Here is a 14,890-nt window from a genome sequence, read left to right as displayed (position 1 = left end):
GGAAAAGCGGACGGAATTTTTATAAACACGAGCGGAATAGGGGAGATTTTATACGGCGGCATTTCGGTCTATAACATAGAAGAAGGGGATATAATTATAGTTTCGGGTAATGTAGGCGACCACGGCGCTGCGATTATGTCGCAGAGGGAAGGGATAGAAATGGACGTTGAAATTGAAAGCGACTGCGCTTCCTTGTGGGGTATGATAAATGCCGTTTTAAGCGGCGGTATAAAGGTGAAAGCCGTAAGAGACGCAACGAGGGGCGGATTAGCCGCTGTCCTTAACGAATGGGCTATGGCGGCGGATATCGATATTTACGCCGAAGAAGATAAAATTCCGGTAAGCCCTCCGGTAAAAGGTTTTTGTGAACTGCTCGGTTTTGAACCTTACCAGCTTGCATGCGAAGGCAGGGCGGTATTTGCGGTAAAACCTGAATTCGCGGAGAAAACTCTTGGCATCCTCAGGTCTCATCCGCTTGGTAAAAATGCAAATATAATTGGAACTGCTGTTTCAAGGATAAGAAGAAAAAGTGCGGACGGAGGACGAAATAATTCTTCCGGAAAAGTTATTTTAAAAGGAATATACGGAGTGGAAAGGATACTCGACTATCCTTCCGGAGAACTTTTGCCGAGAATATGCTGAAAAAAGTTTCCGCTAAGCAGAACTAAGCAAAACTAAACAGAACTAAGAAAAACTAAGCAGAGCTAAAAAAGGATTCTTCGATAAACGTTAATCCTATGAATAATAAAAATTGCGATGATAATAATAATGCCGTCAATGCCGTAATAAAAAGAGCAAAGATTAGACTGTCGGGCAGGGTTCAGGGAGTAGGGTTCAGACCTTTCGTTTACAGGCTTGCGGAAAAATACGGAATAAAAGGCTATGTTTTAAATAACGACGAAGGCGTCGAAATTTCAGCAGAAGGCGACGAAAACGCTCTTCATAACTTTATAAATTCTTTAGATTCAGATTCGGAAAAACCTCCTCTTGCATTAATAAAAGATAAAATAGTAGATTATATCGATTTTATCGAACAAGAGCATTTTTTTTATAAAACGTTTGAAATTAAAGAATCGGATAAAACCGCCCATGCCGTTGATAAATTAAATTTAACGATACCTCCCGATATAGCAATATGCGGCAAATGCTTAAACGAGCTTTTAAATCCTTCCGACAGAAGATATTTATATCCGTTTATTAACTGCACGGACTGCGGCCCAAGATTTACCATATCTAAAGAACTGCCGTACGACAGGGCTTCTACGTCTATGTATAAATTTACGATGTGTCCGGAATGCCAAACAGAATATAAAAATCCTTTAGACAGAAGGTTTCATGCAGAACCTAACGGATGTTTCGCCTGCGGTCCCGAAGTAGAATTTATTTTGAGTTCGGATATATCGAAAATAGATAATTATACACATAGTTTAAGCGGCATTGAGGAAAGGACGCAAGATATAGCCGAGGTTTTAAAATCAAACCGTTTAAAAAGTTCAAACGCCGTAAAATCGTTAGTGAATTTAATTAAAGAAGGCGGTATCGTCTGCGTTAAAGGAATAGGCGGTTTCCATTTAATGGCGGATGCCGCAAACGACGACGCCTTGAGATTATTAAGGGAGCGCAAGAACAGGCCTAAAAAACCTTTCGCCGTAATGTTTAAGGACATCGGACAGGCGTCGGAATATGCATACATAGACGGTATTTCCGCAGATTTATTGAACTCTAAGGAAAGACCTATATGCTTATTGAAAGACAGAGGCGGACTTTCTTATTACGTAAACTGCGGACTTAAAGATATCGGCGTTTTTTTGCCTTATGCGCCGCTTCACTATGTTATTTTCGCTTTTTTAGACGGGCCTTTAGTCGCTACTTCGGCAAACATCGGCGGAGAACCGATAGTAAAGGAGAATGAAGAGGCGTTTTTAAAGTTGAAAAACATTGCGGACGGTTTTTTAATCCATAACAGGGATATTTTGAGGAGATGCGACGATTCCGTTATAAAGGTCAATGCGGTCAACGAATATAATTTGAATAATGCGCATAATTACGGCACGGATGCAGATAAAAATCAATATGAAAATCATAATAAAACTGCTTCTTATTTTTTTATAAGGCGCTCAAGAGGCTATGTTCCCGAACCGTTAAATCTCCCTTTTAATTTAAAAAGAAACGTTTTGGCGTCGGGAGCGTTTCTTAAAAACGTTTTTGCCTTAGCTTACGCCGGAGAAGATGCAGGCGCGATAGTATTAAGTCAGCACAACGGCGACTTGGACAGTGCCGCCGGGTTTGCTAATTTCAAAAATAACATAGAAGATTTTGAAAAATTTTACGACTTTAAACCGGAAGCAGTCGTTTACGATAGTCATCCCGATTACGAAAATACTAAATGGGCTAAAGAATATGCAAAGGAAAAAAATATTAAAGGCATATCTCTCCAGCATCACAGAGCGCACGTTATCTCATGTATGGCTGAAAACGGTCTTGGGTTAAACGAAGAAGTTTTCGGCATCGCTTTCGACGGAACTGGCTACGGAGACGACGGGACTATATGGGGCGGAGAATTCTTTAAAGGGAAATATGATAATTTAAAAAGAATAGGCAGTTTTGAAAAATTCAGGCTTATCGGAGGGGATAAAGCGGTTAAATCGCCGGGAAGGGTTCTTGCAGAAATTCTGTTCGGCATTTTATCGGAAAAGGAAAATATCGCCGCTATTTTGCATAACGAGGACAAAAAAGCCGGTAAATATAATGACGATAATTATAGCGATATCTATATTAAATCTAAATCGAAATGTATATTTAAATCGCCGGATATTTTTAAAAATATTTCAAGTTTAACCGGTTTTTCCGAAAAAGAAATAAGTATATTTCATAAAATGAGGGAAAACGGATTAAATTCCCCATTTACATCTTCATGCGGAAGAATTTTCGACGCCGTTTCATGCTTGTGCGGTTTCAAAGGAGATATAACATACGAAGGAGAGGCGGCCGTTTATTTAGAAAATTTATGTCTTGAGTACGAAAGCAAAAGCAAAAGCGCAGGAGAGCAGGCTAATTCAATTACTAAAGCTAATTTAATAACTAAAAAAGACTGTTTTAAATATGAAATACGCTATGATAATAAGCATGATAATTATAATAAGCGCAATGAGAAAAACGAGGAAAAAGAGGATTTTTTTACGGTCGATTATTATCCTATGTTCAGCGATATTATCGATATAGTTCAAACCAAGAATAACAACGACGATAAAGATAAAAATAAAAACAAAGACAAAAATAAAGTCAAAGATAAGCTGTATAAAGCCGGTTTTATAGCGGAGAGGTTTATAAATACTCTTGCTATGATTATACTGGATGCGGCGTTAAAGTCACGATGTAAAAACGTTTGTATGAGCGGGGGAGTGTTCCAGAATGCTTCGCTTAGGAATAAAGCGGCTCTTATTCTTAAAAATAACGGTTTTAACGTTTATTTTAACGAAAAAATACCTTCTAACGACGGAGGTATTGCATTAGGTCAGGCGGTTTACGGCGGGATTATATAATTAATAATACGGCGCCGCAATTAAATCTCAGCGGCGTATTCCGTGTTTATTTTCCAGTTTATGCCGAGCGGTTTTATTTCGTCCAAAACTAATTTTTCTAGAGCGGGCATGGCTTTTTTTAGCGGTTCCGAAATATCGGTTCCTACGCCGGTGCAGTCCTCAGGAGATATTGCAAAAAACGTTATTTTAGGATTATGCCCCTGCAGTCCGCACATTGAAATTACGTCGATAAATTCTACGTCGTGCGCAGTTTTCTTCATTAAATTTACGGGAAGATTATCCGAATCGAACTTAAATATACTTCCTGGTTTTTCGTCCGTTTTAACGGCATCTACCGCTATGATATAGTCGAGGCTGAATATGTCGTCCAAAAGCCCGTATCCGAGAGTGCTTCCGTCTATTAACCTTATATTGCCCTCAAAGATATATTTTTTTCTTAATAAATTTATAAAATGAACCCCTATTCCTTCGTCTTTTAATATCAGATTGCCTATTCCTATAATTCCCGTCATATATCGGACTCGGATTCAGATTTATTTCTCATATATTTATAGCCTCCGAAGGGTATAAGAATATCGCCCTCTTTCCACATTATCGAACGCCATACTTCGATATAAACATGATAAGCTATAAATATTATAATGAGCCACATTATAAAAAGATGCACGAGGGTAACGCCTGTTAATCCCCCGAATACTACGAGCGTCCAGTCGGTAGAAAAATGCAGAAGCCACGGCCACCAAGCGCCTACAGCCGAAGTTCCGGTAAAAGAAGCCACGTACATTTGAAATCCGGTAAGCATCTGAAGAAGTATAAGCAGATGAAATAACGTGAATATTATTGCATTAAGAGGGTCTTGATACCTGCCGGTTTTCGGCCTGTCTTTAAGCGTGAAGTAGTGCTTCAGCATTCTCCATGCTTCTTCCAATTTATCGCCGAAAGGAATAAAACTTTTATATAGCGGCTCTTTCCATGAAAAGAAAGCCAGATAAAGCCAGACGAAAAAAATAACGTCTATTATTACCGCTCCTATAAAGTGAAATTCCCTCATCCAAGTCATTATAAACGCCTGATAAGTTTCGCCGGAGTTTAAAACGCCGGTAGAAAGCGAATCTGCCTGCGTCGGAGTTTTTCCGAATATTAAGAAAGGATAAGCTATATAAAATCCTGTAATAATATTGTTAATAATCGCCGCAAAGAAAGACCAGTGTATAATTCTTTTTATAACCGTCATTCTGTGAACTAACTGAATTTCGCCGTATTTACTATTTTTATTTTGCATAATTAACCCCATTTTAAAAGTTAATTAAATAATCTGGTCAACAAATTTTATATTTTTTTATTTCGTTTGTTCTTGGGTCTATTAAATGCACCGCGCACGCAAGGCATGGGTCGAAAGAGTGAACCGTACGCAAAATTTCTAACGGCTGCGATACGTTTGCAAGTTTTACGCCTACTAACGACGCTTCATATGCTCCGGGATTATTAAATGCATCTCTTGGAGATGCATTCCATGTAGTAGGGACGACTATCTGGTAGTGGGTTATCTGTTTGTCTTTTATTCTTACCCAGTGTCCGAGCGAACCCCTCGGAGCTTCGTCTAAACCTATGCCTATAATCTCTTTCGACGGCATATCGTATTTTGTCCAGCTTGTCTGGTCGACGGCGGCGTTTTTAATCAGTTCTAAAGTCCATGATTCCAATGCGTCGGCGACGTATTTAGCTTCTATACCTCTTGCCGCCGTTCTTCCAAGCGTAGAAAAGAGCGCGGTTACAGGCAAGCCCGATGTTTTTAAAACGTAGTCCACCAAAGATTTTATCGTTTTATTGCCTTTTGCGTATGCTACTAACGTTCTTGCGAGCGGACCTACTTCCATAGCCTTATTTTCATAGCGCGGCGATTTAATCCAGCTGTATTTTTCATCTTCTTTCAGGCTTCCGTCTTTGTTTAATCCCGTATAATCGGGGTCTGTTATTCCTACGTTAGGATTAAGTCCTATTTTTTCGTTCGGATATTTATACCATGAATGCGTTACGAATTCCGTTATCTTTTTCTCGTCCAACTTGTGAACCTTGCTTAAATCTCTGTCGAAAATTACTCCTCTCATCAAAAAATAATCGTCCGGATTTTCGTCATCCGTTTGCGGAAAGGCGCCGTAAGAAAGATAATTTTTTAGTCCGCCGCCTATTCCCTGAATAGCTTCTTCTTTATAAAACTGTGCCGCCGTCAATAAATCCGGAATATAGGCGTTATTAACGAAGTCGGTAATTTTTCCTATCCTGAACAGTATGTCGTCCATTCTTTGCGGGTTGATAATATCGGCTATAGAAGATATTCCGCCTACTACGCAGGTTTGAGGATGCGGGTCTTTAGCGCCGAGAATAGCTATAATCTGAGCGGGTATCCTTAAAATATTAAGATTGTCTAAATAATGCGATGCTATTAAAAGATTGCCTTCCGGCGGTAGTTTATAAGAAGGATTGTCCCAGTAACCACCTGCAAAAGGCCCTAACTGTCCGGATTTAACGAAAGCGCCAAGCCTAGACTTTACTTCTTCGAATCTTGCCAGACTTGCATTATAAGGCGTTTTGGTGTAAGCATAAGCTAAATCCATGGTTTTTTTAGGGTCGGCTTGAAGCGCAGATACTATATCTACCCAGTCTAATCCGGCAAGCTGATAAAAATGGACTAAGTGGTCCTGCACCATCTGGGCGCCTTTAAGTATATTTCTTGCAATTCTGGCGTTTTTTGGCGGATGTATTCCCAAAGCGTTTTCTACCGCCCATGTTGCGGCTTCGTAATGAGCATAAGTGCATACTCCGCAGATTCTCTGAGCAAAAAGACCCGCATCTTCCGGAGCCCTTCCGTTAAGTATAAGTTCTATGCCTCTAAAAAGAGTGCTGGAAGAGTATGCTTCGCTTATTTCATTGCCGTTAAGAATAGCTTCTATTCTGAGATGTCCTTCTATTCTAGTCACGGGATCGACTATGATTTTTGTTGCCATATATCCTCCAAAGAGATTATTGTAATAATTATTATATTTATATTGAAAATTTTAACTTGTTAATGTTTATTTTTTAGTAAGTTATTCCTTCTTATTATCGTCATTTTTTCCGGAATCGTCGTTTTTTTCGTTTTTAGATTTTTTATGCTCTTTTTTCTTTTTAACTCCGGTATATATGGCATGTGCGGCAATTCCGGCGCCTGCCGCCGCAAACAATCCCACTCCGAATTCGTCTGCGGTCGCTTCTATGCCCGGGATTATAATTTTTGCGTCAGCATTAGGCTTCTCGAACGGCGTCATTCTGTCCCAGAATGCAGGCTGCGAACATCCTATACATCCGTGACCCGCTCTCATGGGAAAACTGATATCCTGATTATATTCGGCGGTAGTACAGTTGTTCCACGTGAAAGGACCTTTACAACCCATCATATACAGACAGTATTGTTTTTTGGCTCCGTCGTCGCCCCATTGCCTGACGTATTCGCCGGCTTCAAAATGACCCCTTCTGTAACAGTTGTCGTGGAGCCTGCCGGAATAAGCCCATAACGGACGGCCGAGGCTGTCCAACTGCGGCGCTTTTCCAATTAATATATATTCAACGAGAGTGCCTACTAGATTTACCGGATTTGCTGGACAAGCTGGTATGTTTATAACGCTTCTATTAGTAACGGAACTTAAGCCTACTGCCGACGTCGGATTTGGATTGGCAGCGGGTATTCCGCCGTAAGCGGCGCAGTTTCCTACTGCGATTATAACTCCGGCATGTTTTGCGGTTTCCTTGGTTATTTTTAAGCCTGTATCTCCTTTTGCCCCGATGGTAAGGAATTTCCCGTCCATTCCGGTAGGTATAGCGCCTTCGACTACAAGTATATATTTACCTTTATATTTTTTAACCGTCTCCGTTCTTCTTGTTTCAGCCTGATAGCCGGCGGGAGCCATTATAGATTCCATATAGTTTACGCTGACGTAATTAAGTATAATTTCAGCCGGCGTAGGGTGGGCGGTTCTTAGAAAGCCTTCGGTATTTCCCATACAGTCTGCCATATCAAGCCATATAAAAGGCGTTCTTGTTAGAATATTTGCGGCTCTTGCTACTCTCGGTTCGAATATATAAGGAAGCATTAAAGCGGAGGTTAAAAAAGCGGTCCATTTAAGGAAATCTCTTCTTGAAACGCCGTAAATTTCTAAAATATTGGGAAGATTTTCTTCTTTATCTTTTTTATCGCTGAAGTATTCTTTTTCCAGCACATCTAATCTGTCATCTACTTTTTTTAAAACTTCATCGGGTTTTTTTGATATAAATCTTAGAGGATCCCATTTAAAATCCGGGTCGGAATTATTTCCGTTAGAATTGGAACGGTTATCGTTTGCCATAGAGCCTCCTAAATTCTAAATTAAATTGCAGATAAATTAATAAACAGACGAAAAAACAAATATTTTTTAATATATATTTGAGTGATAAATGTTATATAATGTTTTCTATAATCATATCGCAAAATTATAAAATGTCAAATAATTTTTTTTAATAATTTTTTAATATTTTAATTTTTTATTATTTTTTATATGCATGAAATTTCCGTAGCCCTCGAAATACTTGACACGCTTGAAGACAACGGATATTTAAAGGGCGTAAAGAAAGTAGATTCGATTAAACTTATTATAGGCAGATATTCGGGAATAGACAAAAATTATCTGTCTTTTGCGTTTCAAAATATCAACGACGAAAGATTTAAAGAGGTTTCGCTGGAGTTTATTTCAAACGATTCCGATGAAATTAAAATAGAAGAAATTATAGTAGATTGATTTATTTATAAATTATAAATAAGGAGGTTTTTATGCCGAACTCTAACGGTATTAACCGCGGAAGCTCAGGCAGAGGCGGCGCAGGCACGGGCATAGGAGCGTTTGGAAGCGGCGGCGGCAAACATTTAGGCAGAACGGGAACGGGTGGAAGGTCCTTAACGGTAAGGCTGAACGCTTTAGAATCGAATGAAGTTATCGCCGGAAAAAATAAAGCGTTATTCGGGAAAGCTTTTGTTATGAATTTTTTAAGTTCGCCTGGGTCGGGAAAGACTTCTTTGCTGGAATCTGTAGTGCCGGTTTTAAAATCCGAAGGCTTAAATATCGCAGTTATAGAAGGCGACGTAGAAACTGATTTAGATAAAAGGCGGATTAACGCTTTAAATATACCGTCATATCAAATTATTACAAACGGAACGTGCCATTTAGACGCAAATATGGTGAATACGTCTTTAAATAATTTAAACATAAACGATGCGGACGTAATTTTTATAGAAAACGTGGGCAATTTAGTATGTCCTACTTCTTACAATCTAGGGGAAGATATGAAAGCGGTCGTGCTTTCGGTAACCGAAGGCGACGATAAGCCGTTAAAATATCCGGCGGCTTTTTATAAATCAAAAGTTATGATAATAAATAAAACAGACCTGCTTCCGGTTCTCGACTCGGATGTTTCAAAAATAAAAGAAAACGCTCTGTCTATAAATAAAGAACTTGTAATTTTTGAAACATCCTGCAAAAGAAAGATAAACGCGCACGGCGGTTCGGTTCGCGTCTCTGGAGATACGGACAATACCGTCAGGCCGGAAGTAATAGATAAAGGAATTTTGGACTTCGCTTCATTCATAAAAGAAAAAGTAAGATTAAAAGCCGAAGAGTTTAATGGCATTGGCGGAGGCATATATTTATAAATAAAAACATTTTTATAAAATTAAATTAAATTAAATAAATAAATTAAAATGAATATTTGTGCGGCGGGAGACGTTCACGGAAGGATAGATAAATTTTATAATTGCGTAAAGAAATTTGAGTCGGAACTTAAAATAAATTTTGACGTTATTCTGCAGGTTGGCGATTTCGGCATATGGGTAAATGCCGACTATCACGACGGCGTTACTAAATTTCATAGCGGAACGGGAGATTTTCCGCGCTGGTACAAAGAGAAAAAAACCGCTCCGGTTAAGACGTATTTTATAAACGGCAACAACGAAGATTTTAATTTTCTTAATTCGGTAAAACTATCGGGCGATTTAGAAATTATTAAAAATCTTTTTTATATTCCCAACGGCACCGTAGCTGAAATAAATATAGGCAGCGAGCGGCTTATAGCAGCCGGTATCGGCGGAAAATACGACCCCGAACATTTTAATTATAAAGAATCGGACAGACATTATACAAAAAGTGAAATAAATAATTTGTTAAAATATGCGGACGAAAACAAAAAAAATGAAGATAGAAGCATTGATATTTTTATTTCCCATGATGCGCCGGAAGGAGTACTTATAGAAGACAACGATAAAAACAGGTATTATCCTAAGGCGGTCGGCCTCAGGGATTTAATTTTAAAAATTAAGCCTAAAATGGTTTTTTTCGGACACCACCATGGAATATGCAAATCAGAAATCGAAGGAATACCGGTTTACGGATTAAACATATTGGCCCGCAAAGGCGCTTTGCTTTCGACAGTTATGAAATATAAGACGGCAAATATTATAACCGATAAAACTAATAAAACCGATATAACAAACGTCCGAGAATATATATCTAAAACGGTAAAATATTTTGAAACTCCGGTTATTAAATAGCCGACGGCAATAGTTTTTATATTTATTAAATTTTAGAAATACTTTAACGGCATGATAGCGAAAGAAACTTTTATAGACAGCCTCCTCAAAAAATTAAAAAATATTCCGATAGGACATTACTATGACGTAAGGAGCTATAAAAGAGACAGGGGATTTTACGTTATCAGGTCTCAAGAAGATGAATACTGCATACTTGAAAGGGGTTTTTTCGACGAAGAATTCGTTTCCGATTTTAACGGACTGAACGGAATTTTTAAAAAGCTTTTAAAGCGTGAATTCCCCAGAAGCCACAAACTTAGGATTTACAATATGGGTGAAATCAATGAATGTATATTTCAAAAACCAAAGCGTAAAAAAATATAAAAATTAAAATGATATTTTAATGGAGCGGGAAACGGGACTTGAACCCGCGACCCTTACCTTGGCAAGGTAATGCTCTACCACTGAGCTATTCCCGCATTCGTGAGAAAGACAAAAGTTAAATTTGTCATTTAACTTATTCATATATTAAAGTATATTTTAAGTGTTTTGTCAATAGCGTAAAATATAAACTTAAAATATGAATAATTTTGGTAAATTATTATTACGAAATTTATTATTCCGGAACCAGAGTGAATTTAATAATGGCTGCGCCGCAAACAGGGCATACCCAGAATGAGGGGAGTTTTTCGAACGGCGTTCCGGCAGGTATTCCGCCGTCAGGGTCTCCTTTTTCGGGGTCGTATATATAATCGCATACTTCGCATCTATATTTTTGCATTTCACTCTCCTTTAATTTACTTTTTTGTTTTATATTTATTTTATTTTTATTTTTTTGAAACTATCGTAAACGACGAAGAATATAAAGGCAGGTTTTTTATGTTTTTAAAACCCGACGATTCAAGGGCTTTTTCTGCTTCTTCCGTAGAAACCCTTTCGGCAGAGGGAGGCCCCATCACGGGGTTAGGATCCTCTTTTTTCCAGTCTAAAAGGAAAAACGTACCGCCGTCTTTTAAAACCCGTCTAATTTCTTTAAGGTAATCGATTTTATTTTCTATTTCATGGAAGACGTTTGCCAGAAGCAAAATGTTCACGGAGGAGTCTTCGAGCGGAATGAAGAATTCTTCGCATTTTACGCATTTTATTTTGCAAGAACCGGTATCCGTCTGGTCTATATCTTTATCTTTTTTAAGTTTGCCGTTAAAGACGCCGAGCATTTCTTCGCTGACGTCTAAAGCAAAAAGAATAAATTTTTTATCTTTAAAATTTTTAGCTCTTTTGGCAAGCGGTATAGAGAAAAAACCGCTTCCGCAGCCGAGGTCGGCAAACGTTACGGCGTCCGAATTTTTAAAATATTCTATAGCAGTTTTTTCTATTTCGTTTACGATAAGTTCCGGAGGCATAAATTTATGCCTTTCTTCCGAGTCTAACCTTTTGTGGTGCGCAGGATTAAATTTGTGCATTTGTTTATTATATTATATAATAAGCGGAAATACAATATTTTAATTTTTAAATTTTATTAATTTATCTATTTTTCGAAAATATTCAGAATGCTTACCGAAAATTTAAAAATAATATCTATTAACAGCGGCAGTTCTTCTATAAAATTTTCCCTTTTTAACTTTTCGAATTATTCGGCAGATTCAAAAAACGGCGTATCGCCGCTAAATAATATAGACAGAGTCTTGTCCTGTAGGATAGAAGAGATAGGGACGGAATACGGCTCTTTTTATCTTAAAGATAAAAACAAAACCGAAAACGAAAAACGAAATTTTTCGGACCATGAAACTGCGCTTAAATTTATTTTACAAAAAATAGCCTTCATTAACGATTTAACTAAAGAATCCGAAAAGAAAGGTCAGTCTGCGTCTTATAATGTTTTAGTTGCACACAGATACGTTCACGGCGGTAAAGATTACGTTAAACCTCTTATAGCCGGCGGCGAAGACGTTAAAAAATTAGCCGAACTAAACGACATCGCGCCGCTTCATAACCCTTCCAACCTCAAGGGGCTTGAAGTAATGAAATCGCTTATGCCTGATGCACGCCAAGTATGCATATTCGATACCGCTTTTCACGCAGGCGTTCCGGACTATGCGGCGATTTATCCTATTCCAATAGAATATTACGAGAAGATGGGCATAAAAAAATACGGTTTTCACGGAATTTCATATGCGTTTATAGTAAATTTATTTAATATTTATAATAAATATAAATACGGCGATAAAAATGCCATAAAAAAAATGGTTATCTGTCATCTCGGAAACGGGGCAAGCGTCTGTGCCGTTAATAACGGAAAGTCCGTAGACACTTCTATGGGTTACACGCCGCTCGAAGGTCTTATGATGGGGACGAGATGCGGAAATATAGACCCTGAAGTGCCGTTTATTTTAAAGAAAAAACTTAATTTGACGGATGACGACTTAAATAAAATTTTAAACAAGAAAAGCGGTCTTCTAGGAATATCCAAAAAAACTTATGATTTTAAAGAATTAACTGAGTTTGACGACGAATATTCAAAACTTGCCTTAAAAATGTATATATACAGAATAATAAAATTTATAGGGCAGTATGCCGCAGTTTTAAACGGTATAGACGCGCTTGTTTTTACTGGTGGAATAGGCGAAAACTCAGGTCCGCTTAGAAAAGAAGTCTGCGACAATCTTACTTATCTTGGTTTAAAATTAGACGGCGAAAAAAACACAGCCGCCGCAAAGTATTTTCAGTCGCATAATCCGTTCGGCACGGTAAATATCGACGACTCTGTTAAACCTATAAACGACGAGTCTTCTTCGGTAAAAGTTTTTGCCGTCCATACCGATGAAGAACTTCAGATGGCGTTTGAATCTATAAACCTTTTGGATGATTTGAAAAATTCAAATAAAAATTAAATCAAAATAATAACCTTAACTCACCGTTAGAAACTTCACAATTTAATTTTAAATAGTTTTTATCGTTTTTTATTATTTTTAGCGATTAATTATAGATTATTTTTTATTTTTAGCAAAAACAGACTATTCAAATATTCAAATATTTTTTCAACAATGATTCAACATAATAAAATATCAGGGCTTATATTTCTATAAAAATATTGCCTTATATTCCCATTGCTAAAGCAAGGAGGCTTTACGGCAATTATAGGTAATTTTATTTAATTCACATAATCACTAATAACTAACTAATAACTATAAGTTTTCCATCACTCCTCCTAAAGGTGGTCAGGTCTCTAAAGAGACCGGATTTTTTTTAGCAAAAAATAAACCGCGGAATTTTAATGAAATAACATTGAAACTCCCACAGCAATCAAAGTAATGCCTAAAATAATAATAAGCGTCTCTTTTTTACTTCTAATTGCAATTCTTGCAAACAAAATTCCTGAAGGAATTGCAATAATCCCTATAAAAAATGCATCAAATAAATTTATATGTTTTAAACCGATATAACCGATAGCTCCGCTTAATGCAGCTATAATCATAACAAGCGTTGATGTTCCTATTGAATCTTTTATTGCTAATCCAAAGACTATAATATACACAAGCATGTATAATACGCCGCCGCTTGTGCCGAGAAGACCTGCAAGAATTCCTATAATAAAACCAAAAATAAGTATAATTATAAAATTTATGCGTGGATTCTCAAAATAGAAAACCCTTTTTTCTTGATATTTTCCTTTTGTTTTTAAGAAAAAAGCGCCCATTAACAACATAAATATGCCGAATATTATTTCTAAAAGCCTCTGAGGCATACTGACTGAAATATATGCGCCGAGTTGTGCGCCAACTACCGCTCCTATCATTGTAGGTATGCCGATACGATAATTAACTCTATTTTTAAAAGCATACGTTGCAGTCACCGAAAATGAGACTATAACGTCAATTAAAAGGCTTGTGCCTATTGCTATTGAAATTGGTACATTAAATATAAAAGCAAGCACGGGAACGACTATTATAACGCCGGACGCTCCAATGAGACCCGTCGCTGCGCCGACTATTATTCCCGTTATAGAAAGTATAACTATATTTAAAATATCCATATAATAATATACCTTAACTCACCATTAGAATTTTTTTTACTGGATTCCCGCTTTCGCGGGAATGACAATGCGGGGATTTAACTTTTCACTAAACGGGTGTCATTCCCGCGAAAGCGGGAATCCAGTATTTATAACTTGTTGAAGAAATTTTCATATATAAAATAATAAATTAAAATTGCATAAATATTTCGGATTTGTTTGCTTTTTCAATTAAAAACCATGCGGCTCCTACTATGCCGTCAATTTCAGGCAGAAGCATTTCAGCTGTTATAGAAAATTTAGCGGCGGCATTTGAACAAATATAAAAATTCATTCCTTCAGTCCGCTTTAATTCTTTAATTATTGAATATAAATTATCAGGCAGATCTATTCTTTTTAGGCCCTCCTTTAATTCATCAAGCATATTTTTATGGATTAAATAATCTTCGGCATTTTTTATACCTTCTTTTGTCATAAGTCTTGCGGCAAACCCGACAAATAAAACATTTATTTCGTCATAAATAGCAGTTCCTAGATGTATAAAATCAAACGGCGTTAATATCGCATCAAATGCATCATTGGATATAACAACAGACATTCTTTGCATTGTTCCTCCTTTATTATTTATCAAATGTTTCTTCTAAATCTTCAATGGTCTCTTCTTTTACTTCCGCTTTTTTTTCTTTAAGTATTACAAATATAATGCCGCCTAATATTAAAATAGCCGAAATAAAAAAATTTAACGAT

At 37.2% G+C, this 14,890-nt stretch carries 15 protein-coding genes and 1 tRNA gene; 7 read left to right on the top strand and 9 right to left on the bottom strand.

The genetic code is table 11. The features are described 5' to 3' along the window. Positions 1-642 (top strand): hydrogenase expression/formation protein HypE (locus EVJ48_09520; GenBank protein RZV37129.1); only part of this gene is annotated, 642 nt, incomplete at its 5' end. Positions 643-737: 95 nt separating this feature from the next. Next, on the top strand, positions 738-3,542 hold the full coding sequence (locus EVJ48_09515) for a carbamoyltransferase HypF (protein ID RZV37128.1): 2,805 nt from the start codon (positions 738-740) through the stop codon (positions 3,540-3,542). Positions 3,543-3,562: 20 nt separating this feature from the next. On the opposite strand, the gene EVJ48_09510 is transcribed toward EVJ48_09515, so the two are convergent. The 4 genes from EVJ48_09510 to EVJ48_09495 all read right to left on the bottom strand — a co-directional run bounded on the left by EVJ48_09510 (position 3,563) and on the right by EVJ48_09495 (position 7,921). Beyond that, entirely contained in the window at positions 3,563-4,054 is a 492-nt protein-coding gene (locus EVJ48_09510) for a hydrogenase maturation protease (protein RZV37127.1), read from the bottom strand. Beyond that, on the bottom strand, positions 4,051-4,836 hold the full coding sequence (locus EVJ48_09505) for a Ni/Fe hydrogenase (protein RZV37126.1): 786 nt from the start codon (positions 4,834-4,836) through the stop codon (positions 4,051-4,053). Before EVJ48_09505 ends, EVJ48_09510 begins: the two co-directional genes overlap by 4 nt. A gap of 25 nt (positions 4,837-4,861) precedes the next feature. Then, the gene (locus EVJ48_09500; GenBank protein RZV37125.1) at positions 4,862-6,547 is read right to left on the bottom strand and encodes a nickel-dependent hydrogenase large subunit; all 1,686 of its coding nucleotides are present in this window, start codon (positions 6,545-6,547) and stop codon (positions 4,862-4,864) included. An 81-nt stretch (positions 6,548-6,628) separates the two neighbouring features. Next, positions 6,629-7,921, bottom strand: coding sequence for a hydrogenase (locus tag EVJ48_09495; protein ID RZV37124.1), 1,293 nt, complete (start codon positions 7,919-7,921; stop codon positions 6,629-6,631). A gap of 189 nt (positions 7,922-8,110) precedes the next feature. Between EVJ48_09495 and EVJ48_09490 the strand changes: the two genes are divergently transcribed. From EVJ48_09490 to EVJ48_09475, 4 genes are read left to right on the top strand one after another with little or no spacing between them, the layout of a single operon-like run. After that, positions 8,111-8,350 (top strand): hydrogenase maturation nickel metallochaperone HypA, encoded by a 240-nt coding sequence (locus EVJ48_09490; GenBank protein RZV37123.1) that lies wholly within the window; start codon positions 8,111-8,113, stop codon positions 8,348-8,350. Positions 8,351-8,382: 32 nt separating this feature from the next. Beyond that, a complete protein-coding gene (gene hypB / locus EVJ48_09485; GenBank protein ID RZV37122.1) occupies positions 8,383-9,258 on the top strand; it encodes a hydrogenase accessory protein HypB in 876 nt (291 codons plus the stop codon). Positions 9,259-9,306: 48 nt separating this feature from the next. Next, positions 9,307-10,152 carry a hypothetical protein gene (locus EVJ48_09480; protein RZV37121.1) on the top strand — a complete coding sequence of 282 codons (846 nt, stop codon included), beginning with the start codon at positions 9,307-9,309 and terminating at the stop codon, positions 10,150-10,152. Between the two features lie 51 nt (positions 10,153-10,203). Next, positions 10,204-10,515, top strand: a complete 312-nt coding sequence (locus EVJ48_09475) for a hypothetical protein (GenBank protein ID RZV37120.1) — start codon at positions 10,204-10,206, stop codon at positions 10,513-10,515. A gap of 20 nt (positions 10,516-10,535) precedes the next feature. On the opposite strand, the gene EVJ48_09470 is transcribed toward EVJ48_09475, so the two are convergent. From EVJ48_09470 to EVJ48_09460, 3 genes are all read right to left on the bottom strand, one after another. Then, positions 10,536-10,610: transfer RNA gene (locus EVJ48_09470), tRNA-Gly, on the bottom strand. Positions 10,611-10,747: 137 nt separating this feature from the next. Beyond that, on the bottom strand, positions 10,748-10,912 hold the full coding sequence (locus EVJ48_09465) for a rubredoxin (GenBank protein RZV37119.1): 165 nt from the start codon (positions 10,910-10,912) through the stop codon (positions 10,748-10,750). A 46-nt stretch (positions 10,913-10,958) separates the two neighbouring features. Then, positions 10,959-11,594: a class I SAM-dependent methyltransferase gene (locus EVJ48_09460; GenBank protein RZV37118.1), complete on the bottom strand. Its 636-nt coding sequence runs from the start codon at positions 11,592-11,594 to the stop codon at positions 10,959-10,961. 87 nt (positions 11,595-11,681) lie between these two features. On the opposite strand from EVJ48_09460, the gene EVJ48_09455 reads away from it, so the two are divergent. After that, the gene (locus EVJ48_09455; protein RZV37117.1) at positions 11,682-13,022 is read left to right on the top strand and encodes an acetate/propionate family kinase; all 1,341 of its coding nucleotides are present in this window, start codon (positions 11,682-11,684) and stop codon (positions 13,020-13,022) included. Positions 13,023-13,402: 380 nt separating this feature from the next. Here EVJ48_09455 and EVJ48_09450 read toward each other — a convergent pair whose 3' ends face one another. Next, positions 13,403-14,164 (bottom strand): sulfite exporter TauE/SafE family protein, encoded by a 762-nt coding sequence (locus tag EVJ48_09450; protein RZV37116.1) that lies wholly within the window; start codon positions 14,162-14,164, stop codon positions 13,403-13,405. Between the two features lie 169 nt (positions 14,165-14,333). Next, entirely contained in the window at positions 14,334-14,750 is a 417-nt protein-coding gene (locus tag EVJ48_09445; protein RZV37115.1) for a hypothetical protein, read from the bottom strand. Between the last annotated feature and the right edge of the window lie 140 nt (positions 14,751-14,890).

This window comes from Candidatus Acidulodesulfobacterium acidiphilum (assembly GCA_008534395.1).
In the GTDB taxonomy this organism is placed as follows: Bacteria; SZUA-79; SZUA-79; order Acidulodesulfobacterales; family Acidulodesulfobacteraceae; genus Acidulodesulfobacterium_A; species Acidulodesulfobacterium_A acidiphilum.
This window is presented reverse-complemented; position numbering and strand designations above follow the sequence as displayed.

What these genes read in the sequence shown, in the direction of transcription:
- EVJ48_09515 (RZV37128.1), top strand. Translation starts at nt 738, where the DNA reads ATGAATAATAAAAATTGCGATGATAATAATAATGCCGTCAATGCCGTA.
- EVJ48_09510 (RZV37127.1), bottom strand. Translation starts at nt 4,054, where the DNA reads ATGACGGGAATTATAGGAATAGGCAATCTGATATTAAAAGACGAAGGA.
- EVJ48_09505 (RZV37126.1), bottom strand. Translation starts at nt 4,836, where the DNA reads ATGGGGTTAATTATGCAAAATAAAAATAGTAAATACGGCGAAATTCAG.
- EVJ48_09500 (RZV37125.1), bottom strand. Translation starts at nt 6,547, where the DNA reads ATGGCAACAAAAATCATAGTCGATCCCGTGACTAGAATAGAAGGACAT.
- EVJ48_09495 (RZV37124.1), bottom strand. Translation starts at nt 7,921, where the DNA reads ATGGCAAACGATAACCGTTCCAATTCTAACGGAAATAATTCCGACCCG.
- EVJ48_09490 (RZV37123.1), top strand. Translation starts at nt 8,111, where the DNA reads ATGCATGAAATTTCCGTAGCCCTCGAAATACTTGACACGCTTGAAGAC.
- hypB (RZV37122.1), top strand. Translation starts at nt 8,383, where the DNA reads ATGCCGAACTCTAACGGTATTAACCGCGGAAGCTCAGGCAGAGGCGGC.
- EVJ48_09480 (RZV37121.1), top strand. Translation starts at nt 9,307, where the DNA reads ATGAATATTTGTGCGGCGGGAGACGTTCACGGAAGGATAGATAAATTT.
- EVJ48_09475 (RZV37120.1), top strand. Translation starts at nt 10,204, where the DNA reads ATGATAGCGAAAGAAACTTTTATAGACAGCCTCCTCAAAAAATTAAAA.
- EVJ48_09465 (RZV37119.1), bottom strand. Translation starts at nt 10,912, where the DNA reads ATGCAAAAATATAGATGCGAAGTATGCGATTATATATACGACCCCGAA.
- EVJ48_09460 (RZV37118.1), bottom strand. Translation starts at nt 11,594, where the DNA reads ATGCACAAATTTAATCCTGCGCACCACAAAAGGTTAGACTCGGAAGAA.
- EVJ48_09455 (RZV37117.1), top strand. Translation starts at nt 11,682, where the DNA reads ATGCTTACCGAAAATTTAAAAATAATATCTATTAACAGCGGCAGTTCT.
- EVJ48_09450 (RZV37116.1), bottom strand. Translation starts at nt 14,164, where the DNA reads ATGGATATTTTAAATATAGTTATACTTTCTATAACGGGAATAATAGTC.
- EVJ48_09445 (RZV37115.1), bottom strand. Translation starts at nt 14,750, where the DNA reads ATGCAAAGAATGTCTGTTGTTATATCCAATGATGCATTTGATGCGATA.